This window comes from Streptomyces sp. NPDC025721 (genome assembly GCF_055558595.1).
In genome coordinates, this window is sequence record NZ_JBVHMF010000015.1 from 47472 (window position 1) to 69543 (window position 22072).

20 protein-coding genes and 1 pseudogene are annotated in these 22072 nt (G+C 72.8%); 11 read left to right on the forward strand and 10 right to left on the reverse strand.

Annotation, left to right across the window (positions count from 1 at the left end; genetic code table 11):
- Positions 1-76 precede the first annotated feature (76 nt).
- Positions 77-1405, forward strand: a complete 1329-nt coding sequence (locus ACZ4EF_RS21445) for a HEAT repeat domain-containing protein (protein WP_391161621.1) — start codon at positions 77-79, stop codon at positions 1403-1405.
- On the opposite strand, the gene ACZ4EF_RS21450 is transcribed toward ACZ4EF_RS21445, so the two are convergent.
- The gene (locus tag ACZ4EF_RS21450; protein WP_355347371.1) at positions 1371-1781 is read right to left on the reverse strand and encodes a Fur family transcriptional regulator; all 411 of its coding nucleotides are present in this window, start codon (positions 1779-1781) and stop codon (positions 1371-1373) included. The two genes, ACZ4EF_RS21445 and ACZ4EF_RS21450, sit on opposite strands and share 35 nt — an antisense overlap.
- 187 nt (positions 1782-1968) lie before the next feature.
- Here ACZ4EF_RS21450 and ACZ4EF_RS21455 point away from each other — a divergent pair, with 187 nt between their 5' ends.
- A complete protein-coding gene (locus ACZ4EF_RS21455) occupies positions 1969-3420 on the forward strand; it encodes a catalase (RefSeq protein WP_467506147.1) in 1452 nt (483 codons plus the stop codon).
- A 131-nt stretch (positions 3421-3551) separates the two neighbouring features.
- Here ACZ4EF_RS21455 and ACZ4EF_RS21460 read toward each other — a convergent pair whose 3' ends face one another.
- Positions 3552-3977: a CBS domain-containing protein gene (locus ACZ4EF_RS21460; protein ID WP_391044343.1), complete on the reverse strand. Its 426-nt coding sequence runs from the start codon at positions 3975-3977 to the stop codon at positions 3552-3554.
- 207 nt (positions 3978-4184) lie between these two features.
- Positions 4185-4994, reverse strand: a complete 810-nt coding sequence (hisN, locus tag ACZ4EF_RS21465) for a histidinol-phosphatase (RefSeq protein ID WP_355347365.1) — start codon at positions 4992-4994, stop codon at positions 4185-4187.
- A gap of 145 nt (positions 4995-5139) precedes the next feature.
- Between hisN and ACZ4EF_RS21470 the strand changes: the two genes are divergently transcribed.
- Complete coding sequence (locus ACZ4EF_RS21470) at positions 5140-5688, forward strand: TetR/AcrR family transcriptional regulator (protein ID WP_391122323.1); 549 nt, start codon at positions 5140-5142, stop codon at positions 5686-5688.
- 36 nt (positions 5689-5724) lie between these two features.
- Here ACZ4EF_RS21470 and ACZ4EF_RS21475 read toward each other — a convergent pair whose 3' ends face one another.
- The 4 genes from ACZ4EF_RS21475 to ACZ4EF_RS21490 all read right to left on the reverse strand — a co-directional run bounded on the left by ACZ4EF_RS21475 (position 5725) and on the right by ACZ4EF_RS21490 (position 9595).
- The gene (locus ACZ4EF_RS21475) at positions 5725-6048 is read right to left on the reverse strand and encodes a DMT family transporter (protein WP_355347359.1); all 324 of its coding nucleotides are present in this window, start codon (positions 6046-6048) and stop codon (positions 5725-5727) included.
- A gap of 99 nt (positions 6049-6147) precedes the next feature.
- Complete coding sequence (rsgA, locus tag ACZ4EF_RS21480; RefSeq protein WP_391044347.1) at positions 6148-7149, reverse strand: ribosome small subunit-dependent GTPase A; 1002 nt, start codon at positions 7147-7149, stop codon at positions 6148-6150.
- Positions 7150-7157: 8 nt separating this feature from the next.
- Complete coding sequence (gene aroA / locus ACZ4EF_RS21485) at positions 7158-8636, reverse strand: 3-phosphoshikimate 1-carboxyvinyltransferase (RefSeq protein WP_467506064.1); 1479 nt, start codon at positions 8634-8636, stop codon at positions 7158-7160.
- 245 nt (positions 8637-8881) lie between these two features.
- Positions 8882-9595, reverse strand: a complete 714-nt coding sequence (locus tag ACZ4EF_RS21490; protein ID WP_355347350.1) for a M50 family metallopeptidase — start codon at positions 9593-9595, stop codon at positions 8882-8884.
- Positions 9596-9703: 108 nt separating this feature from the next.
- Between ACZ4EF_RS21490 and ACZ4EF_RS21495 the strand changes: the two genes are divergently transcribed.
- Positions 9704-10519 carry an SOS response-associated peptidase gene (locus ACZ4EF_RS21495; protein WP_355347347.1) on the forward strand — a complete coding sequence of 272 codons (816 nt, stop codon included), beginning with the start codon at positions 9704-9706 and terminating at the stop codon, positions 10517-10519.
- Positions 10519-11226, forward strand: coding sequence for an alpha/beta hydrolase family protein (locus tag ACZ4EF_RS21500; protein ID WP_355347344.1), 708 nt, complete (start codon positions 10519-10521; stop codon positions 11224-11226). The genes ACZ4EF_RS21495 and ACZ4EF_RS21500 overlap by 1 nt, the downstream gene beginning before the upstream one ends.
- On the opposite strand, the gene ACZ4EF_RS21505 is transcribed toward ACZ4EF_RS21500, so the two are convergent.
- On the reverse strand, positions 11165-11764 hold the full coding sequence (locus ACZ4EF_RS21505; protein WP_391044359.1) for a helix-turn-helix domain-containing protein: 600 nt from the start codon (positions 11762-11764) through the stop codon (positions 11165-11167). The genes ACZ4EF_RS21500 and ACZ4EF_RS21505 overlap by 62 nt on opposite strands.
- 408 nt (positions 11765-12172) lie before the next feature.
- Here ACZ4EF_RS21505 and ACZ4EF_RS21510 point away from each other — a divergent pair, with 408 nt between their 5' ends.
- From ACZ4EF_RS21510 to def, 6 genes and pseudogenes are all read left to right on the forward strand, one after another.
- A complete protein-coding gene (locus ACZ4EF_RS21510) occupies positions 12173-12838 on the forward strand; it encodes a sigma-70 family RNA polymerase sigma factor (protein WP_391044361.1) in 666 nt (221 codons plus the stop codon).
- Positions 12835-13158, forward strand: coding sequence for a mycothiol system anti-sigma-R factor (gene rsrA, locus ACZ4EF_RS21515; RefSeq protein ID WP_355347335.1), 324 nt, complete (start codon positions 12835-12837; stop codon positions 13156-13158). Before ACZ4EF_RS21510 ends, rsrA begins: the two co-directional genes overlap by 4 nt.
- 317 nt (positions 13159-13475) lie before the next feature.
- Positions 13476-14819 (forward strand): HD-GYP domain-containing protein, encoded by a 1344-nt coding sequence (locus ACZ4EF_RS21520; RefSeq protein ID WP_467506067.1) that lies wholly within the window; start codon positions 13476-13478, stop codon positions 14817-14819.
- Between the two features lie 683 nt (positions 14820-15502).
- Positions 15503-16435: pseudogene (locus ACZ4EF_RS21525) on the forward strand (HD-GYP domain-containing protein); the annotation flags it as partial.
- A 192-nt stretch (positions 16436-16627) separates the two neighbouring features.
- Positions 16628-17623, forward strand: coding sequence for a tetratricopeptide repeat protein (locus tag ACZ4EF_RS21530; protein ID WP_188283420.1), 996 nt, complete (start codon positions 16628-16630; stop codon positions 17621-17623).
- 131 nt (positions 17624-17754) lie between these two features.
- A complete protein-coding gene (gene def, locus ACZ4EF_RS21535; RefSeq protein ID WP_355347329.1) occupies positions 17755-18441 on the forward strand; it encodes a peptide deformylase in 687 nt (228 codons plus the stop codon).
- A gap of 93 nt (positions 18442-18534) precedes the next feature.
- Here the strand turns inward: def and ACZ4EF_RS21540 are convergent, their stop codons facing one another.
- Together ACZ4EF_RS21540 and ACZ4EF_RS21545 are read right to left on the reverse strand one after the other, a co-directional pair.
- Entirely contained in the window at positions 18535-19548 is a 1014-nt protein-coding gene (locus ACZ4EF_RS21540) for a ribonucleotide-diphosphate reductase subunit beta (RefSeq protein ID WP_355347326.1), read from the reverse strand.
- On the reverse strand, positions 19548-21953 hold the full coding sequence (locus tag ACZ4EF_RS21545; RefSeq protein ID WP_467506149.1) for a ribonucleoside-diphosphate reductase subunit alpha: 2406 nt from the start codon (positions 21951-21953) through the stop codon (positions 19548-19550). The genes ACZ4EF_RS21540 and ACZ4EF_RS21545 overlap by 1 nt, the downstream gene beginning before the upstream one ends.
- Positions 21954-22072 lie beyond the last annotated feature (119 nt).

Consider the following 22072-nt stretch of genomic DNA (forward strand, 5'->3'; position numbering starts at 1 on the left):
ATCCTGGTCGGGTACGACGGGCGAGGAGGCGGGATTGCTGCGCAGGCGGCGAGGGCGATCCGAGGCGGGTGTCACCGTGGTGGACACGGGACGCTGGCAGCGCTGGTGCGAGGCCGCGCTCGGCGGGCGTCGCGAGGACGCGGTGACCTTGCTCGCGGGCCTGCGCGCCGTCGTCGAGGACGGACCGCCGTACGACAGGGCCGCCGCGCTCGCCGCGCTCGGCGACGCTCCCGCCGACCTCCTGCTGCTGCTCGACCGGCACGCCAGGCCCTGGCACGGCGGCGGCGCCCACCGCTGGGCCGCCGGCGGCCACGCCGGTGTCGATCCGCTGCGTCTGCTGCTGGCCTCGCTCGACGAGGACGGCCGGGTGCGGGCCGGGGCCGTCGAGAGCCTGGCCGGGTGCGGCGGGCCGCTGGCCGTGGCCGCGCTCGCCCTGCGGACGGTCGACTGGGTGCCGGAGGTGAGCGAGCGCGCCACCGCCGCCCTGGTGGCCCGCAACGCGCCGGACGAGGTGGCCGCTGCCGTCCGCGTGCTGCTCAGGCTCGGCGGCAGGCGCCGGGCGGGCGGGCTGCTCGCCTCGTACCGCGCGGTGCTGAGCGAGCCTCCGCACCGCCGCGCCGTGCGGGCGCTGGCCGCCGACTCCGACCCGCTGGCCCGCCGCTTCGGCGTCGAACTCGCCCTGGACCTCGGCAGTTACGTCCGCGGCGACCTGCTGCGGACCGCGCTGCACGACCGCGACCAGGTCTGCCGCAGGCTCTGCGCGCAGCGGCTGCTGGAGCTCGACCCCGACCAGGCGGGCCGGTTGATGTGGGCGCGCGGCGCGGGTGTACGGGAGCTGGCGGTGGCCGCACTGCCCGGCGACGTGCCCGCCACGCGGCTGGTCGCGCCGCTGGCCGACCGGGCCAGGATGGTACGGGCGCAGGCCCGTTGGCAGTTGTACCGGCGCGGGGAGCCGCCCGCCGACGTCTACCGCCGGCAGCTCCGCAAGGTCGGCAGGACGACCGCGCCCCGGCTCGTCGCGGGACTGGCGGCCGGTCTCGGGGAGTGCGGGGACGCCTCCGACGCGGCGCTGCTGACGCGGCTGCTCGGACCCCGCGAGCGCGACCATGCCGAGAACTGGCCGCCGATGGTGCGCAGGGCCGCCGCCCGCGCGATCGGGCGGCTGGCCAAGCCCGCCGAACTGGTCGGCCTGCTCGGCCCGTTGGCGACCGACCCCGATCCGGGCGTGGCGCGCGAGGTGTTCGAGGCGCTGGCCCGGGTGCCTGCCGATGTCCCGGTGGAGACCCTGTGGGTCGGCAGGACCCGTACGGAACCGGCCGTACGCAGGGCCGCCGAGCGGATCGGCGGCAGGGCCTGCGAGCGGACCGTGCCTACGAGCAGTCCGGGCACAGTCCCCGGTAGGTGACCTCGGCCGCCTGGACCGCGAAGCCGAAGCGTTCGGTCGGGGGGAGGGCCGCGAGCGGGTCGCCGTGCGGGTGGACGTCGCGGATGGTGCCGCAGCGGGAGCAGACCAGGTGCTGGTGCGGCCGGTGCGCGTTGGGGTCGTAGCGCTTGGCGCGGCCGTCGGTGGCGACCTCGATGATCTCGCCGATGCTCACCATCTCGCCCAGCGTGTTGTACACGGTGGCGCGGGAGATCTCCGGCAGCCGTGCGATGGCACGCGCGTGCACCTCGTCGGCGGTGAGATGGACATGGTCGCCGTCGAGGACCTCCGCCACCACGCGCCGCTGGGCGGTCAGCCGCCAGCCGCGTTCGCGCAGTCGTTCCAGCAGGTCGCTCATGCGAGCCAGGGTAACAGCGGGGCAACCTGGATCGAAAGGGTCTGTTCCTGACTCTCATCCTCTATTGGCTCTCTTCTTGACTTAGACATTGTCCAGAGTAGGATCAGCTCCGGCGCGAGCCGATGGGCATGCCGGGGGGCCGGACGATCTGGAGGAGAAGCACGTGACGGTTGAGGAGACGGGTCCGCTGACCACGAGTGCGCTGACCACGGAGGCCGGAGCGCCGGTCGCGGACAACCAGAACAGCGAGACGGCGGGCCCCGGCGGCCCGGTGCTCGTCCAGAGCCAGCACCTGCTGGAGAAGCTCGCGCACTTCAACCGCGAGCGCATCCCGGAGCGGGTCGTGCACGCGCGCGGCGCCGGTGCGTACGGCACCTTCACGCTGACCCGTGACGTCTCGCGCTGGACGCGGGCGAAGTTCCTGTCCGAGGTCGGCAAGCGGACCGAGACGTTCCTGCGCTTCTCCACCGTCGCGGGCAACCTCGGCTCGGCCGACGCCGTCCGCGACCCGCGCGGCTTCGCGCTGAAGTTCTACACCGAGGAGGGCAACTACGACCTCGTCGGCAACAACACCCCGGTGTTCTTCATCAAGGACGCCCTGAAGTTCCCCGACTTCATCCACACCCAGAAGCGCGACCCGTACACCGGCTCCCAGGAGGCGGACAACGTCTGGGACTTCTGGGGGCTCAGCCCGGAGTCGACACACCAGGTGACCTGGCTCTTCGGCGACCGCGGCATCCCGGCCAGCTACCGGCACATGAACGGCTACGGCTCGCACACCTACCAGTGGAACAACGAGGCCGGAGAGGTCTTCTGGGTCAAGTACCACTTCAAGACCGACCAGGGGATCAGGAACCTCGCCACCGGGGAGGCCGTGCGCGTCTCGGGCATGGACCCCGACTCCCACCAGCGCGACCTGCGTGAGGCGATCGAGCGCGGCGCGTTCCCGTCCTGGACCGTGCAGGTGCAGATCATGCCCGCGGCGGACGCGGCCACGTACCGCTTCAACCCGTTCGACCTCACCAAGGTGTGGCCGCACGCGGACTACCCGCCGGTCGAGATCGGCAGGCTGGAGCTGAACCGCAACCCGGAGAACGTCTTCGCCGAGGTCGAGCAGTCGGTCTTCAGCCCCGCGCACTTCGTGCCCGGCATCGGCCCGTCCCCGGACAAGATGCTCCAGGGCCGCCTGTTCGCGTACGGCGACGCGCACCGCTACCGGGTCGGCGTCAACGCCGACCACCTGCCGGTCAACCGCCCGCACGCCACCGAGGCGCGGACGCACAGCAGGGACGGCGCCCTCTACGACGGCCGCCACCAGGGTGCCAAGAACTACGAGCCGAACAGCTTCGGCGGCCCGGCCGAGACCGGCCGCCCGCTGTGGGAGCCCGTCGAGGTGTCCGGCGCGACCCGGTACTCCGCCGCGCCCGCGCACGCCGAGGACGACGACTTCGGGCAGGCGGGCACCCTGTACCGGCTCATGTCCGAGGACGAGAAGACCCGGCTGATCGACAACCTGGCGGGCTTCATCGCCAAGGTCTCCCGCGAGGACGTCGTCGAGCGCGCCGTCGACAACTTCCGCCGCGCGGACCCCGACTACGGCAAGCGACTGGAGGCAGCGGTCCAGGCCCTCCGCACCTGACCCGTCGCTCGCCGTTGGCCGAAGAGGCCGGACGCCAAAGGGCTCCGGCCTCTTCTGCGCGTCCGCGTGCGGAACCGAAGGCGCGTGTGTGCCGTTCCGAAGCCGAGCGTGCCGGCCGTTCCGAAAAGCGGTTACGCGCTGGTCAGGGCGGTCGCGGCCGGTGTCCCGGCCGGTGTCGCGGGCCGCTGCCCGGACCAGCAGCGGATGATGTCGCGGACGGAGACCACGCCGATCGGATCGCGGCCCTCAAGGACGACCAGGTGACGGAAACCGCCGTGCAGCATGGCGGCGGCGGCCTCGTCGAGGGTCCACTGCGGGGCGGCGAAGACGACATCGGTCGTGGTGTGGGCGTGGGCGAGTTCGCGGTCGGGGCTGAGACCGTCCCCGATCGCGTCGAGGACGTCGCGCTCGGTGAGGATGCCGAGACCGCAGGTGTCGGTGTCGAGGACTATGGCCGCGCCGACTCGGCGGGCGGACATCAACTGGGCGGCCTGGCGGAGGGTGTGGGCGGGGCCGATGGTGAGTACCACCGTGCTCATCGCGTCGCGGACCAGCATGGGACGGGCACCTCCTTGTGTGAAGCCCTCACACGGGACCGCCGTCCGGCGAGCCGGGAGACGCTCGCGTGAACGGTTTCACAAGTTCACAAGCGGGGGCACCTTCATAGTCACACGCCCCCGGAGGACCGGCAAGGGGGCGCGCGAAGCTCCCGCCGCGAGGTGACCCGCCGCCGCGCGCGGCTCGCGCCGCGCCGCTCCGACCTGCTAGGCGACGCCGTCCGAACCGCCCACGTACCCCAGCAGCTCCTCGTGCAGCAGGCCGTTGGAGGCCGCCGCGTTCCCGCCGAAGGGGCCCGGCTCGCCGTCGAGCGAGGTGAAGCGGCCACCGGCCTCGCGCACGATCACGTCGTTGGCCGCCATGTCCCACGTGCTCAGCTCGGGCTCCGCGCAGATGTCCACCGAACCCTCGGCGACCATCATGTACGGCCAGAAGTCGCCGTAGCCGCGGGTGCGCCAGACGTCGCGCGACAGGCGCAGGAAGCCGTCGAGCCGCCCCCGCTCCTCCCAGCCGCTCAGCGAGGAGTACGCGAAGGACGCGTCCTCCAGCCGGCTCACGCCCGAGACGTGCAGCCGGGTCGCCGACGACAGGCTGCGGCCGGTGTACGCGCCGTCGCCCTTCGCCGCCCACCAGCGGCGGCCGAGCGCGGGTGCGGAGACCACGCCGACCACGCTCTCGTCGCCCTGCTCGCCGCGGACCATCAGCGCGATCAGGGTCGCCCACACCGGAACGCCGCGCACATAGTTCTTGGTGCCGTCGATCGGGTCGATCACCCAGCGGCGCGGCCCCGCGCCCTGGCTGCCGTACTCCTCGCCGAGCACCGCGTCCCGCGGGCGCGCCCGTGCCAACTGGCCCCGGATCAGCTCCTCGGCCGCCTTGTCCGCCTCGCTCACCGGCGTCAGGTCGGGCTTGGTCTCGACCTTGAGGTCGAGCGCCTTGAAGCGGGCCATGGTCGCGGCGTCGGCGGCATCGGCCAGCACGTGGGCCAGGCGCAGATCGTCGTTGAATTCGGGCATAAGCCGAACAGTAGCGATCTCGCCTGGTCCCGGTCATCTCCGCCCTGCGCGCAACCTTGACAGACCAGGACAGCGCGTCAATTCTTTCCGCACGGCCGCTGTCCGCGCCATCGCGCGGACACCTCGTGGCGCCTTGGAGGCAATGATGCCTACAGCGCGGGAATCGCTCCTGGACGCGGCGTTCGCCGCGCTCGGCGACCGGCCCTGGGAAGCCGTACGGATGGTCGAGGTCGCGGCGGCGGCCGGGGTGTCGCGGCAGACCCTCTACAACGAGTTCAGCAGCAAGGAAGGGCTCGCGCGCGCCCTCGCCCGGCGCGAGACCGAGGGCTATCTGGCCGGTGTCGACCGCGAGTTGGCCGCCGCGGGCCGGGTCGGCGCCGACGCGGGGGAGTGCTTCGCGGGCGCCGCGGGCTGGACCCTGCGGTCCGCCCGGCGCAGTCCGGTGGTCGCCGCCGCCCTCACCGGCGCTGACGGCGGCCTGGTCGAATCCCTCAAGGCCCGTACGGTCGACGCGCTCGTCCGCGGCTACCCGCGGCTGCGGCCCCAGGACATCGGATGGGCCTGCGAGGCGGCGATCCGGCTCACCCTGTCGTACGTGATCGCGCCCGCCGCCAGTGACGAGGAGGCGTGTCTGCGGGTGGCGCAGCTCGTCCGCAGCCTGCTGTCGTGGCCCGCGACGGGGGAGGAGCCGTAGCGGCGCACGGTCCGCGCGGGCGCCGCCCGTGAACCGTCAGTGCGCCGAGCCGGAGATCTGGAGGCCGATGACGCCCGCGATCACCAAGGAGATGGACACGATCTTCAGCGTGGAGACGACGTCGCCGAGGAAGATCATGCCGTAGATCGCGGTGCCCGCCGCGCCGATGCCGGTCCAGACGGCGTACGCCGGGCCGACGTCCAGCTTCTTCAGCGACAGCGTCAGCAGACCGAAGGAGCCCAGCGCGAACAGGGCGAAGGCGATGGTCGGCCAGATACGGGTGAAGCCGTGCGACAGCTTGAGGCAGACCGCGAACCCCGTCTCAAGGATGCCTGCGACCACCACGAGCAGCCAGGCCATCGGGTGCCTCCCGTTCCCACTCCGTCTCCGAAACCTGTGTGCGCTGTCGATCATCACACAGCCTGCCCGGAAACCGCCCCTCCGGTCGCCGAAAGGACGTCAGTCTCCCTCGCGCCGCTCGCGGGTGGCCAGCAGCCGCCGCAGCGAGTCCAGCCGGGCGGGCTCGGCGTGCCCCGCCGCGACCCACGCGTCCAGCGCGCACTCCGGCTCGTCGTGCGAGCAGCCGCGCGGGCACTCCTCGGTGCCCGGCTCCAGGTCGGGGAAGGCGTGGATGACCCGCGACGGATCGATGTGGTGCAGGCCGAACGACCGTACGCCCGGGGTGTCGATCACCCATCCCGTGTCGCCCGGCAGCGGCAGCGCGAGCGCCGAGGTGGTGGTGTGCCGGCCGCGCCCGGTCACCGCGTTCACCGAGCCGGTGGTGCGCTGACGCTCCACCAGCGCGTTGACCAGCGTGGTCTTTCCGACGCCGCTGTGGCCGACGAAGGCCGTCACATGCCCGGCCAGCCGCTCGCGGATCTGGTCGACCCCGCCGGTCAGGAAGTCGTCCCTGTTGGTCACCACATACGCCAGGTCCAGCGCGCCGTACGTCTCCAACAGCGGCGCGGCCGGGGCCAGATCGGACTTGGTGAGCACCAGCAGCGGCTTCAGGCCCGCGTCGAAGGCCGCGACCAGGCAGCGGTCGATCATCCGGGGGCGCGGCTCGGGGTCGGCCAGCGCCGTGACGATCGCGAGCTGGTCGGCGTTGGCGACCACCACCCGCTCGAACGGGTCGTCGTCGTCGGCCGTCCGCCGCAGCACCGACTTGCGCGGCTCGATCCGTACGATCCGGGCCAGGGTGTCCTTCGCGCCCGACAGGTCGCCGACGACCGCGACCCGGTCGCCGACCACCATCGACTTGCGGCCCAGTTCGCGGGCCTTCATCGCGACCACCTCGCGGTCGTCGACCAGCACGGTCAGCCGCCCGCGGTCCACGGTCAGCACCATGCCCTCGGTGGCGTCCTCGTGCTTGGGCCTGATCGTGCTGCGCGGCCGGTTCCCCTTGGCGTTGGGGCGGACTCTGACGTCGTCCTCGTCGGGGTTCTTTCCGTAGCGGCGCACGGCGGTCCTCAGCCCCGGCCCGGCGCGGTGGTGTCCGCTGTGTCTGCCGTGTCCGTCGCGTCCGCCGTATCCGTCGGGTCCGCTGTGCCGGTTGTCTCCGCTGTCTCGGTCGTCTCCGGTGCGGCGGCGCCCGGGGTGACGGCGCCCGGCGTGGAGATCCCCGGCGCGGGCGCGCGGCCCGCGAGCATCGCCGTCCACAGCTCGGGGAATTCGGGCAGGGTCTTCGCGGTCGTCGCCACGTTCTCCACCTGGACGCCGTCCACGGTCAGGCCCAGGACGGCCGCGGCGGTCGCCAGCCGGTGGTCCTCGTAGGTGTGGAAGACCCCGCCGTGCAGCGTGGTCGGCCGGATGCGCAGGCCGTCCTCGGTCTCGGTGACGTCACCGCCCAGCTCGTTGATCTCCTTGGCCAGCGCGGCCAGCCGGTCGGTCTCGTGCAGCCGCAGATGCGCGATGCCGGTCAGCACGCTCTCGCCCTCGGCCAGCGCCGCGACCGCCGCGATCACCGGGGTCAGCTCGCCGACCTCGTGCAGATCGGCGGTGATGCCGAGCACCCGGCCGGTGCCGCTGAGGGTCAGCCCCTGCTCGGTCAGCTCGTACGAGCCGCCCATCGCGGTGAACAGCGTGCGCAGCGCGTCACCCGGCTGGGTGGTGCGGCGCGGCCAGTCCGGGATGGTCACCCGGCCGCCGGTGATCAGCGCGGCGGCCAGGAACGGTGCCGCGTTGGACAGGTCGGGCTCCACCGTCAGGTCCCGGCCGAGCAGCGCGCTCGGCGCCACCCGCCACACATTGCGCGCGCCGCCGTCCTGCGGGGCGTCCACCTTGGCGCCGGCCTTCCGCAGCATGTCCACGGTCATCCGGATGTGCGGCTGGGACGGCAGGGTGCGGCCGGTGTGCCGCAGTTCGAGGCCCCGGTTGAACCGCGGCGCGGACAGCAGCAGCGCGCTGACGAACTGCGAGGACGACGACGCGTCCACGGACACGCTCCCGCCGGACAGCGAGCCCGCGCCGTTCACGGTCAGCGGCAGGGAGCCGCGGCCCTCGTCGTCGATCCTGGCCCCCAGCGCGCGCAGCGCGTCGATCACGCCGTGCAGCGGACGCTCGTACGCCCGCGCGTCGCCCTCGAAGCGGACCGGGCCGTCGGCGAGCGCGGCGACCGGCGGCAGGAAGCGCATCACGGTGCCCGCGTTGCCGACGTCGATCCGGGCGGGGCCGTGCAGCCCGGCCGGGATGATCCGCCACGCCTCGCCGCCGGACGGGTTGACCGTCTCGTCGATCTGCACGCCCATGGCGCGCAGCGCGTCGGCCATCAGGACCGTGTCGCGGCTGCGCAGCGGACGGCGCACCCATCCGGGTTCCGTGGAGTGCGCGGCGAGCACCAGAGCGCGGTTGGTCACCGACTTCGAGCCGGGCACCGTGACGGTCGCGTCCACGGCGCGGGGCGCGGTCGGGGCCGGCCAGAGGGCGGTCTGCGCGGTGCTGTCGCTCATGGGGCCCAAGCGTAGTGGCTCAGGCACAGGGAGATAGGACGGCGAATGCGGCGAAATCTGCCGGAAACAGGTGCTGTCACTCTCGGCCACATGCGCCGGGGTCGTGCGCCGGGCTCATGCGCGGGGCCACTGCCGTGGGTCTGTGCGCCGGTCTGCCCCTGTTGCCCCGGCCGTTCTCTCCGCCGGGGCCGCCACGGCCGTCACGGTGGGTGTTCCCCGTCACTCCCGTCACCGCGGTCACCGCGTTATTGGAGGAGCAGCCACCGGGCGCCGCCCACCAGCGAGCAGATCGCGACCGCGTAGAACAGGAGCAGCCACAGGGCCGCCGGAGTGTGCGTGAGCCGGGCGAGCTGGTCCGCGTCCGAGGTGCCGGAGCGCTCACGGCGCCGCGTACGTTGCAGCTCGGCGACCGGCCGCGCGCCGCCGACCAGCAGGAACCACACCACCAGATACGCGAACGCCGCCTGTACCTGCGCCTTGGTCAGCCAGGACACCAACAGGAAGATCGCGCCGGTGACCACCACGGTCAGCGCCCCGTACGCGTTGCGGATCATCACGAGCATGACCAGCAGCAGCGCCGTCGCGCCCCACAGCAGCGCGGTGATGTGGCCGGATGCCAGCAGCCCCGCGCCCGCAAGGCCCAGCAGCGGCGGCGCGGTGTACCCGGCGGCGGCCGTCAGCACCATGCCCACGCCGTGCGGCTTGCCGCGCGAGACGGTCAGGCCCGAGGTGTCCGAGTGCAGGCGTATGCCCTCAAGGCGCCGCCCGGTCAGCAGCGCGAGCAGCCCGTGACCGCCCTCGTGCGCGATCGTCACCGCGTTGCGCGTGACGTGCCACACCCGCCGCAGCAGTACGGCCGCCAGCGCGAGCAGCGCCGTCGCGCCGATCAGCCAGCGCGAGGGATCGGGCTGTGTCCCCGTCAGCCGGTCCCACATCTCGGTGACGCTCGCGACGTTCATGACGTGGCCAGTCCTTGCTACTAGGGGGCTGCGGAGGGGGGTGCCGGGGGCTTGCGAAAGGGCGGACCGTGGGCCGTTCGGGTCCACGGTCGTGGCAGTCTGGCACCTATGTGCGGTCGATATGCGGCGAGCCGGAAACCAGAGGATCTCGCAGGACTCTTCGAAGTCCGTAAGTGGGACCCCACCGAGACCATCGCCCCCGATTGGAACGTCGCGCCGACGAAGGACGTCTACGCGGTGCTTGACCGTCCCGTGCGCGACTCCGGTTCCCCGGAACCGGTCAGACAGTTGCGCGTGCTGCGCTGGGGCCTGGTCCCGTCGTGGGCCAAGTCGCCGGAAGGAGCGGCCAAGCTGATCAACGCGCGGGCCGAGACGGTGCACGAGAAGCCGTCCTTCCGCCGCGCGCTCACCGCCCGGCGCTGCCTGATACCCGCCGACGGCTATTACGAGTGGGTGACGGCGCCCGAGGAGCGCGCGCTGGAGGAGCAGGGCAGGAAGAAGCGGTCCCGCAAACAGCCGTATTTCGTGACGCCCGCCGACGGCTCGGTGATGGCGATGGCCGGGCTGTACGAGTTCTGGCGCGACCGGACGCTGCCCGACGACCACCCGATGGCCTGGTGGGCCACCTGCACGGTGATCACCACGGCGGCCGAGACCGACACCCTGGCCGGATACGCGGGCGAGGGTCCGCGCTCGCTCACCGACATCCACCCCCGGATGCCGCTGATGATGACCCCCGACCGCTGGAACGCCTGGCTCGACCCGGCCACCACCGACCCCGACGCGCTTGGCGCCCTGCTCGCCCCGCCGCCCGGCGGCCTGATGCGCGCCTATCCGGTCGGCACCGGTGTGAGCAGTGTGAAGAACAACGGACCGGAGCTGCTGACGGAGCTGGAGGCACCCGAGGAGGAGACGCTGTTCTGATGACAGCACGCGCAGCACACACAGCGTCCCCGTCCCCCGAGCGGTCGGTGGAAACGGTCGGCACCCCCGCGGGCGAGGCCCGCGTCACCTGGCACCGCGCCCGCGCCGCCCGCGCGGTCCTCGCGCTCGGCCACGGCGCGGGCGGCGGCATCGAGGCGCGCGACCTGGCCGCGCTCGCGGCGGCGCTGCCCGCGCACGGCGTGACCGTGGCACTGGTCGAGCAGCCCTGGCGGGTGGCGGGCAAGAAGCTGGCGCCCGCGCCCAAGACGCTGGACACCGGGTGGACGGCGGTGTGGCCCGCGCTGGCGGAGCCGGGGCTGCCGGTGGTCGCGGGCGGACGCAGCGCCGGCGCCCGGGTGGCCTGCCGTACGGCGAAGGAGCTGGGCGCCGCGGCCGTCCTCGCGCTGTCCTTCCCGCTGCACCCGCCGGGGAAGCCGGAGAAGTCCCGCGCGGCCGAGCTGGACCTGGGCGCCGCGGCCGGGCCGCTGCTGATCGTGCAGGGCGGCAACGACACCTTCGGGCGGCCCGCGGAGTTCCCCGCCGGGTACGAACCGGTCGAGGTGCCGTACGGCGATCACTCGTTCGCCGTACCCAAGCGCGCGGAGTTGACGCAGGACGCGGCGCTGGCCGTGCTGACCGGGGCCGTCAGCGACTGGCTGGCCGGGCTCGGACATGCATCCGCTCGCCCTGGCGGCCGAAAAGGCTGAGCACCTCGACGGTCTCGTCCCCCGCGGGCCCGAACCAGTGCGGCAGCCGGGTGTCGAACTCGGCTGCCTCGCCCGCCCGCAGCTCCAGATCCTTGTCGGCGAGCAGCAGCCGCAGCCGCCCGGAGAGCACGTAGATCCACTCGTAGCCCTCGTGGGTGCGCTGCTCACAGGGCTTGTTCGGCTCGATGATCATCTTGTACGCCTGGAGCGCGCCCGGGTGCCGGGTCAGCGGCAGCACCGTCATGTGGTCCATCTTGCGCGGCACCGTGCGCACCCGCGGGTCGCCGACCTCGGGCGCGCCCACCAGTTCGTCCAGCGGCATCTGGTGCGCGCGGGCCAACGGCAGCAGCAGTTCGAGGGTGGCGCGCCGCTGCCCCGACTCCAGCCGCGACAAGGTGCTCACCGAGATCCCGGTCGCCTCCGCCAGCGCGGCCAGCGTCACCCCGCGCTCCAGCCGCGCCGCCCGCAACCGCGGCCCGACCTCGGCCAGAGTGCGCTCGACGCCGTCGTCCGTGCCTTTGGGTGCTTTCTCCGCCATGCGCCGATTTTGCCATACCGGCAAGCACGTTTGCCGTACGACCCCGGCGCGCACTCCGGACCACCGCCGTGCGACTTCCGCGCGATCCGCCCGCGCGCCCCCTGTGCCACCGGGAATGAGCCGCGCGATACCGGTGTTGTGCGAATCGGCAGAACGATTCGATCCCGCATTGACGAAGCAATCCGTGAGATCTGTGAGAGAGGCAGCCGCATGGTTTCAGCCGCTTGCCGGTCCCGCGCAGAGGCCGCACAGGCCACCGCGCGACCGGACGCAGCCGCGCCCTACCTGAACTGGGCCGAATGGCCGGTCAAGGACGACGGCAAGGGCGCATCCGGCACGTCGATCTCCAGCGGGATATCCTCCGGAACAGGCGTGGCCGCTTTTGGGCGCGCTGACGTTTCTGAGGAGGTGGGTGCGGTCACCGGCACCGACGACAGCACGGCGGAAAACGCGAGTGCGTCCGGTGAGGCAGCACAGGAGAGCAGCGCGGAGCGCACCGAGCGCTTCGAGCGGGACGCCCTTGGCTTCCTCGACCAGATGTACTCGGCCGCGCTGCGGATGACCCGCAATCCGGCCGACGCGGAAGACCTCGTCCAGGAGACGTACGCGAAGGCGTACGCCTCCTTCCACCAGTTCCGTGAGGGCACCAATCTCAAGGCGTGGCTCTACCGCATTCTCACCAACAGCTTCATCAACTCCTACCGCAAGAAGCAGCGCGAACCGCTGCGCAGCGGCTCGGAGGAGATCGAGGACTGGCAGCTCGCACGAGCCGAATCCCATATGTCGACCGGCCTGCGCTCCGCGGAGTCCCAGGCGCTCGACCACCTGCCCGACTCCGACGTGAAGGCGGCGTTGCAGACGATCCCCGAGGAGTTCCGCATCGCGGTCTACCTCGCGGACGTCGAGGGCTTTGCCTACAAGGAGATCGCGGACATCATGGGAACACCCATCGGCACAGTGATGTCCCGGCTGCACCGCGGGCGTCGCCAGTTGCGTGAGCTGCTGGAGGACTATGCGCGGGACCGCGGTCTTGTACCCGCGGGCGCGGCGGATGAGAAGGGCGCGGATTCATGAGTTGCGGCGACGCACATGAGACGGACTGCTCGGAGGTGCTCGGCCACCTCTACGAGTACCTCGACAACGAGATGCCCGACGAGAGCTGCGCCAAGTTCAAGGAGCACTTCGACGAGTGCCACCCGTGCCTGGAGAAGTACGGCCTCGAACAGGCCGTCAAGAAGCTCGTCAAGCGGTGCTGCGGCTCCGACGACGTGCCGACCGACCTCCGTTCGAAGGTCATGATGCGGATCGAGCTGATCCGCTCCGGTGAGGTCGCCCCGGTCCCGGACCAGGCGCCCGACATCCTCGCCACCCCGACCGAGGCCGAGGCCCGCTAGCTCCTGTCTCCACCGCCGGGCGCGCCAGGGCTTCCCCGCCGCCGTCGGCCACCGCCGGGACACCCCCCGGTACCCCTTCGTCCCGGCTCGTACCCCGTTGCGCTTGTGGACGGGGTTCGGGCGTTCGGACGAGGGCGCATACGCCTCACGTCACCCGTGCGGGTGAGCGTCGGCTCCCACGGACGGCCCAACCCCGGCAAACGCCTCTTCCACGACGGGCGCGGCCCTATCCTCCTGACTCTCAACGGGCCGGGAGCCGATCGGGCCGCGCCCGCCGCGCGTTCGCGCACGTTCGCGTACGGAGGAGGCCGCCTCTCGTGTCCGCCATGCCGACACCCGCACGGGTCACCGTGGCCGCCGTGTGCGCCGCCGGGACGCTGTGCGCCGCGCCCGCCCTGCGGCCCGCCACCGCGTGGGGGACCGTCGCCGTACTCGCCGCCCTGTACGCGCTGTGCGAGCCCGGCGTGCTCCCCGACCGCGCCGCGGGCCGCCACCCGCCCGCCGCCGTCGGCCCGTTCCTGCCCGTCCTGCTGGCCGCCGCCCTGCTGCTGCCCCCGGCCGCCGCCGCGCTGGTGGCCGTCCCCGGCTCGCTCGCGGGCCGCGTGGAGCAGGAGCCGCGCCGCGTACGGCGGCTGTGGCGCGCCGCCCACCTGGCCGTCGCCGTCTGGGCCGCCGCGCTCGCCGCCCGGCTGCTCGACGGCCCCCGCGCGCTGGCCGCCGCCGACCTGCCGTACGCGCTGCTGCCCGCGACCGCCGCCGCGCTCGTCCTCTGCGTCACCGCCACCGCGCTCACCGGCGCCGTCCTGGTCACCGCCGAGGGCCGCACACCGCGCGCGGCCTGGGGCGCACCGCTGCTCAGCGGCCTCGCCCCGCACCTGACCTACGGCCTCGTCGCCCTCATGACCGCCGTCCTGTGGCAGGCCCGCTACGGCGCCTTCGCCGCGGTGCTCGTACCGCTGCCGATGTACGTGGCCTGCTGGGGATTCGCCCGCGCCCGCCGGGAACGCGACGCCCACCGGGCGACCGTGCGTGCGCTCGTCCAGGCCGTCGAGATCAAGGACCACTACACGCGCGGGCACAGTGAACGCGTGGGCCGCGCCTCGGTGTTCATCGCCCGCGAGCTGGGCATGCCCGAACCCCGCGTCGACGCCCTGCGGTTCGCCGGAATCCTGCACGACATCGGCAAACTCGGCGTCCCCACCCGCCTGTTGCGCAAGAACGGGCCGCTGACCCCGGCCGAGCGGCGGGTGGTCGAGCTGCACCCGGAGTACGGGCACGAGATGGTCCGCGGCATCGCCTTCCTCGGCGAGGCGCGGGACGCGATCCTGCACCACCACGAACGCCTCGACGGCAGCGGCTACCCGCACGGGCTCGCGGGCGACCAGATCCCGGAATTCGCCCGCGTGGTCGCCGTCGCGGACGCCTTCGACGCCATGACGTCCACCCGCTCCTACCGGCGCGCCCGGCCGGTTCGCGCCGCGCTCGACGAACTCCACGCCTGCGCCGGTACGCACTTCGACCCGGCGATGGTCGCCGCCCTGACGCGTGCGCTGGCCCACCACTCCTGGCCGGTGGCCGCCTCGGGGCCGGTCGGCGCCACCACCGCCGGGCGGGGCCCGCTGCTTCTTCCGGCCGCCGTCTCCGCGCCGGTGCCGCGATGAGGGCCCGGCTCGTCCGGGGCGTGTACGGCGCCGCCCTCACCCTGACGGCCGCCGCCGTCGCGCGTACCGCCCTCACCGGCCTCTCCGCGCCCGGCACCGCCCTCGCCTTCGCCGCCGTCATCGCCGTGGGCGTGACCTTCCGCCTTCCCGCCCCCCTCGCCCCTCTCGCCTTCGGGGTCGACCGCGACACCGCGCCTCTCGCCACGGCGACGGCTCTCGCCTACGCCCTCCTGGCGCCGGGCCGCCACGGCCTCGCCCAAACCGTGGCCGTCTCCGCCCTCGCGGCCGCCGTCCCGCTGACCCTGAGCTGCCCCCGCCCCCGCCACGCAGCCGCCCCCGCCCCGCCCCCCTCACCCAGGTGGGCACCCCCCAGGGCCGTGGCGGCCGCGGGTCCCTTGCGCAGGTGGCTGCCCCCCAGGGGCGCGGCGGGTGAGGGCCCTTTGCGCAGGTGGGTGTCCTCCAGGGCCGCGGCGGGCGCGGGTCCCTTGCGCAGGTGGGTGCCCCGTAGGGGCGCGGGGAACTGCGCGCTCAGCCACGACGCTCCCGCAGGTCACCACCCGCCCCGGCGGGGCAGTTCGGTGGTCTCCGGACCACCGGCCGGTGGGGGCGGGCCGCGCAGTTCCCCGCGCCCCTACGGGGCGGACCCTCCTGGGCAGGCGCGCCCGGGTTCGGGGCGGCATGGGGGGTCGGGGGCCAAGGGGGACGGTGAGGTGCGGCGGGTCGCGGCAGCGACCTTCGCCGGGGTGTGCGCCCAACCCTTCGCGGGAGGCGAAGGCCCCGCGTACGCCGCCGCACTCCTGGCGGTCCTCGGCCTGACGGCGCTGTGCGACGCGGCGCTGGCGGCGGCCCTGGGCGCGGCCAGGACCGGCCACCCGTACGCCCCGGCGCTGCGCGACGAGGTGCGGGCACTGGCGGGGATGGCCAGCGCGGTGTGCGCGGGCGGTGTGGTGATGGCGCTGGCGGTCGCGACCGCCGGGCTGTGGGCGCTGCCCATGGCCGCGGCGCCGCTGCTGCTGGCGCAGATGTCGCTGCGGGGCCAGGCGGCGGTGCGGGCCACGTACCGGCAGACGATCGGGTCGCTGGCGCGGGCCACCGAGGTGGCCGGGTACACACCGGAGGGGCACGCGCGGCGGGTGAGCGAGCTGGCGACCGCGGTCGGCAGGGAGCTGGGCCTGCCCGCCCGCCACCTGATGCTGCTGGAGTACGCGGCGCTGATGCACGACATCGGCCAGCTCTCGCTGGTCGACCCGGTGCCGCGCGGGGCGACGGAGCCGCTGGACGGCGAGCGGCAGCGCGCCATCGCCGCGCTCGGCGGCGAGGTGGTGCGGCAGACCGGCGCCCCGGCCGAGGTGGCGCTGATCGTGGAGCGGCAGGCGCACCCGTACCGGGAACAGCCGTTGGCGGGCCGGATCGTCCGGGCCGTCAACGCCTACGAGGACCTGACGGGGGAGCCGGGCGCGGCCCTCGGCCACCGGCTCGCGGCGGTCGAGCGGCTGCGGTTGGCGACCGCACGTGAGTACGATCCGCAGGTGGTGGCGGCACTCACCAGGGTGCTCGCACGGCGCCCCACCTGGGCATGGTTGGATGCCCACGGGAGTGGCAAGGGTGTCGAGTGAGGAAGCGCGCTCACCGGGGAGCCGCGGACCGCACGGACCGGGTCGCCGGCCCCGGGGGACGGGGGCGACGGCCGGGCTGAGACAACGGCCAAAATGTGCAAGGTTGGAGTCGTACGGGGGGACGCGATCGTAGTGGTGCGGGAAGGCGACGTCCTGGCAGTGATCGGCTGAGCGGGCAGGCGGGTAACGACGTTGAACATCTTCGGAAGAGTGCGGCACCGGCCGTCGCCCACGTGGCGGCAGGCCACTGACCGGGCGTTCTCGCTGATCGGCGACGGCCGTTACGAGGACGCCGGAGCGCTGCTGACCCGAGCCGCCGATCTGGAGCCGTGGCTGTCGGAGTCCTGGTACAACCTCGCGCTGCTGCACAAGTTCCGGCACGACTGGGCGCAGGCCCGGATCGCCGGGCTGCGCGCGGTGGCGCTGCTCGACCGCCCGGTCGGCTCCCCCGACTGGTGGAACCTGGGCATCGCCGCCACCGCCGTGCAGGACTGGCCGCTGGCCCGCCGCGCCTGGCAGGCGTACGGCCTGCGGATGCCCGCGGGCACCGCGAGTCACAACGGCGAGGAGTCGGTACGGCTGCCGCTGGGCAGCGCCGCCGTACGGCTGTCGCCCGAGGGCGAGGCCGAGGTCGTGTGGGGCCGCAGGCTCGACCCGGCGCGGGTCGAGGTGCTCTCCATCCCGCTGCCGTCGTCCGGGCGCCGCTGGGGCGAGGTCGTGCTGCACGACGGCGTCCCGCACGGCGAGCGCGCCACCGCCGACACCGCGGGCGGCGCGGTCTACCCCGTCTTCGACGAGATCGAGCTGTGGGCGCCGTCCCCGGTGCCGACCTGGCTGGTGCTCCTCGAAGCGGACACGGCCGCCGACCGCGACGCGCTGGAGCGGCTGGCGGCGGAGGCCGGGTACGCGGCCGAGGACTGGTCGTCGTCCGTCCGGCTGCTGTGCCGCACCTGTTCGGAGAGCCGGATGCCCACCGACGACGGCTCGATGGCCACGCGCGACCCGCACGACCACGGTGAGCCCGGTCACCCCGGCCATCTCAGCCACCACAGCGCGGGTGTGCGCTGGTCGCCGGAGCGCGAGTGCGGGATCGCCGCCCCCGCGTCCCTGGTCCGCGGCCTGCTCGACGGCTGGGTCGCCGACAGCCCGGACACCCGGGACTGGCGGGACCTCGAAGAGGTCTGCTGAACCGCACGCCCTGAACCGCGTGCCCCGAACGGCGAGGTGCGACGAACCACGAGGTGTGGGGAACACCGTCGTGCGCGGGCCCGTACCCTAGGGGGGTTCGTTTACGGGTTCGCGGAAGGCGTACGGCGCAGATGTCCCAGCAGCACACCGAGCACGGCCACGGTCACCAGCACCACCACGGGCATGACCACGACCACGCGCACAGCCACGACGCGGCCACCGAAGGCTTCCTCGACGACGTGACCGACGCGCAGGCGCGCGAACTGGCGTACCGCGAGCGCGGCACCGTCCGCCCGATCACCGTGGTCGGCAACCCGGTGCTGCACCGGGAGTGCAAGGACGTCACGTCCTTCGACGACGACCTGGACGCGCTGATCGCCGACATGTTCGCCAGCCAGCGCGCCGCCGAGGGCGTGGGCCTGGCCGCCAACCAGATCGGCGTCGACCTCAAGGTCTTCGTCTACGACTGCCCGGACGACGACGACAACCGGCACGTCGGCGTCGTCTGCAACCCCGTACTGGACGAACTGCCCGCCGACCGGCGCCGCCTGGACGACTCCAACGAGGGCTGCCTGTCCGTCCCCGGTGCCTACATGGAACTGGCCCGCCCCGACTACGCGGTGGTGCGCGGCCAGAACGCCAAGGGCGAGCCGATCGTCGTCCACGGCAGCGGCTACTTCGCCCGCTGCCTCCAGCACGAGACCGACCACCTCTACGGCCGCCTCTACATCGACCGTCTCTCCAAGCGCGACCGCAAAGACGTCATGAAGCAAATGGCCGAGGCCACCCCGAAGTTCGAAACGGTCCCCAACGACTGACCCGCCCCGCGCGCCCGCCCGACGGGAAAGGGGCGGCGGAAGGCTCATCGCCCTCCGCCGCCCCTTTCGCCGTTGACCGTTCCAACCCGGGGTCTAGAAGTCCTCGTCCAGGGCGAAGCTGCCCTCCACCGCGACCTGGTAGGCGGACGGGCGGCGCTCGAAGAAGTTCGTCAGCTCCTGGACGCCCTGCAACTCCATGAAGGAGAAGGGGTTCTCCGAGCCGTAGACCGGGGGGAAGCCGAGGCGGGCGAGGCGCTGGTCGGCGACGCACTCCAGGTAGGCGCGCATGGACTCGGTGTTCATGCCGGGCAGGCCGTCGCCGCACAGGTCGCGGCCGAACTGGAGCTCGGCCTCGACGGCTTCGCGCAGCATGTCGGTGACCTGCTGCCGCAACTGCTCGTCGAAGAGGTCCGGCTCCTCCTTGCGGACGGTGTCGACCACGTCGAAGGCGAAGCTCATGTGCATGGTCTCGTCGCGGAACACCCAGTTGGTGCCGGTCGCGAGCCCGTGCAGCAGGCCGCGCGAGCGGAACCAGTAGACGTACGCGAAGGCGCCGTAGAAGAACAGGCCCTCGATGCACGCGGCGAAGCAGATCAGGTTGAGCAGGAAGCGGCGGCGGTCGGCCTTGGACTCCAGGCGGTCGATCTTCTCGACCGAGTCCATCCAGCGGAAGCAGAACTGCGCCTTCTCGCGGATCGAGGGGATCTCCTCGACCGCGTCGAAGGCCGCCGCCCGGTCCTCGGGATCGGGCAGGTAGGTGTCGAGCAGCGTCAGATAGAACTGGACGTGCACGGCCTCCTCGAAGAGCTGGCGGGACAGGTACAGCCGCGCCTCGGGGGAGTTGATGTGCTTGTAGAGCGTGAGCACCAGGTTGTTGGAGACGATCGAGTCACCGGTCGCGAAGAACGCGACCAGGCGGCCGATCATGTGCTGTTCGGCGGGGCTGAGTTTGGCGAGGTCGGACACGTCGGAGTGGAGGTCGACCTCCTCCACGGTCCAGGTGTTCTTGATCGCGTCGCGGTAGCGCTCGTAGAAGTCCGGGTAGCGCATCGGACGCAGGGTCAGCTCGAAGCCCGGGTCGAGCAGATTCTTGTCGGTGGACGTCATTACTGGCAGGCCTCGCAGGACTCGGGGTTCTCAAGGGAGCATGCGATCGCGTCGGCGTCGGCGATCACCGGTACGGGGACGGGGGTGGCGGCCGTCTGCTGCTGGGCTCGGGCCGCGCGGGCGATCCGGGTCGCGGGCCGGGACCGCAGGTAGTACGTCGTCTTCAGGCCCTGCTTCCAGGCGTACGCGTACATCGAGCTGAGCTTGCCGATGGTGGGCGTCTCCAGGAACAGGTTCAGCGACTGGCTCTGGTCGAGGAACGGCGTACGCGCCGCCGCCATGTCGATCAGGCCGCGCTGCGGGATCTCCCACGCCGTGCGGTACAGCTCGCGGATCTCGGCCGGAATCCAACTGAAGCCGTTCACCGAGCCGTTGGCCTCGCGCAGCGCCTCGCGGGACTGCGCGTCCCACACGCCGAGCCGCTTGAGGTCGGCGACCAGGTACGAGTTGACCTGGAGGAACTCACCCGACAGCGTCTCGCGCTTGAAGAGGTTGGAGACCTGCGGCTCAATGCACTCGTAGACACCGGCGATGGACGCGATGGTCGCGGTCGGCGCGATGGCCAGCAGCAGCGAATTGCGCATGCCGGTGGCCGCGATCCGGGCGCGCAGCGCCGTCCAGCGCTCCGGCCAGTTCAGCTCGGTCGCGTAGTGGTCGGGGTGCAGCACACCGCGGGCGGTACGGGTCTTGTCCCAGGCGGGCAGCGGGCCCTGCCGCTCGGCGAGGTCGCAGGACGCCTCGTACGCGGCGAGCATGATCCGCTCGGCGATCCGGGTGGACAGCTCGCGCGCCGCGGCCGAGTCGAAGGGCAGCCGCAGCTTGAAGAAGACGTCCTGAAGACCCATCACGCCCAGGCCCACCGGGCGCCACTTGGCGTTGGAGCGGCCCGCCTGCTCGGTCGGGTAGAAGTTGATGTCCACGACCCGGTCGAGGAAGGTCACCGCGGTCCTGACGGTCTCGTCGAGCCGCTCCCAGTCCATCTCGTCGCCCGCGCCGCCCCCCGGGGTGGCGAAGGCGCCCAGGTTCACCGAACCCAGGTTGCAGACCGCGGTCTCGCCGTCGTCGGTGACCTCAAGGATCTCGGTGCACAGATTCGAGGAGTGCACGGTACGGCCGGGCTCCGCCGTCTGGTTGGCCGTACGGTTCGAGGCGTCCTTGAAGGTGATCCAGCCGTTGCCGGTCTGCGCGAGGGTCCGCATCATCCGGCCGTACAGCTCGCGCGCCGGGATCGTGCGCTGCGCCAGGCCCTTGGCCTCCGCCCTGCGGTACGCGGCGTCGAAGTCGTCGCCCCACAGGTCGACCAGCTCCGGCACGTCGGACGGCGAGAACAGGGACCAGTCGGCGTCGGTCTCCACGCGGCGCATGAACTCGTCCGGGATCCAGTGCGCCAGGTTCAGATTGTGCGTGCGGCGCGCGTCCTCACCGGTGTTGTCGCGCAGTTCGAGGAACTCCTCGATGTCGGAGTGCCAGGTCTCCAGGTAGACCGCCGCGGCGCCCTTGCGACGGCCGCCCTGGTTGACCGCGGCCACCGACGCGTCCAGCGTCTTCAGGAACGGCACGATGCCGTTGGAGTGGCCGTTGGTGCCGCGGATCAGCGAACCGCGCGAGCGGATCCGGGAGTAGGACAGGCCGATCCCGCCCGCGTGCTTCGACAGCCGCGCCACCTGGTGGTAGCGGTCGTAGATCGAGTCCAGCTCGTCCAGCGGCGAGTCCAGCAGGTAGCAGGAGGACATCTGCGGGTGCCGGGTGCCGGAGTTGAACAGGGTGGGGGAGCTGGGCAGGTAGTCCAGCGCGCTCATCAGCCGGTAGAGCGAGGCGACTTCCTCGGCGGCGCGCACCGAGTCGTCCTCGGCGAGACCGCAGGCCACGCGGAGCATGAAGTGCTGCGGGGTCTCGATCACCTGACGGGTGATGGGGTGCCGCAGCAGGTAGCGGCTGTGCAGGGTGCGCAGGCCGAAGTAGCCGAAGCGGTCGTCCGCGCCGGCGGCCAGCGCCTCGTCCACCAGCGCGTCGAGCCGGGTCTTGTGCAGGGCCACGAAGGCGGCCGTGCGGTCGGCGATCAGGCCCTCGCGGTGCCCGACCGAGACGGACGCGGAGAACGACACCGCACCCTGGCCCGCGGCCTCTTCGGCGATGGTCGAGGTCAGCAGCCGGGCGGCCAGCCGCGAGTACGCCGGGTCCTCGGAGATCAGGCCGGCCGCCGCCTCGGTGGCCAGGCTGTGCATCTCGGCCGCGTCGGAGGCGGCGTTACGGCCGCGCAGCGCGGCGGCGGCGACCCGGCCGGGGTCGGTGTCGGTCAGGTCGGCGGTGAGCCGCACCAGCGTACGCAGCAGGTCCGCGCCCGGGCCCTCGTCGGGACCGGCGGGAGGTCCGGGGAGAGGTCCGGAGGGGGGAGCCGAGGGAATCCGGGGGGCGACGGTGCGGAGTTCGGCTGAAGCGGGGTCTGCGGGCGCGATGGTCACGGTGGTGCTCTCTCCCTCGAACGCGGCGACGGCCAGGCGGGGAGGAGCGGGTACGCGTGCGG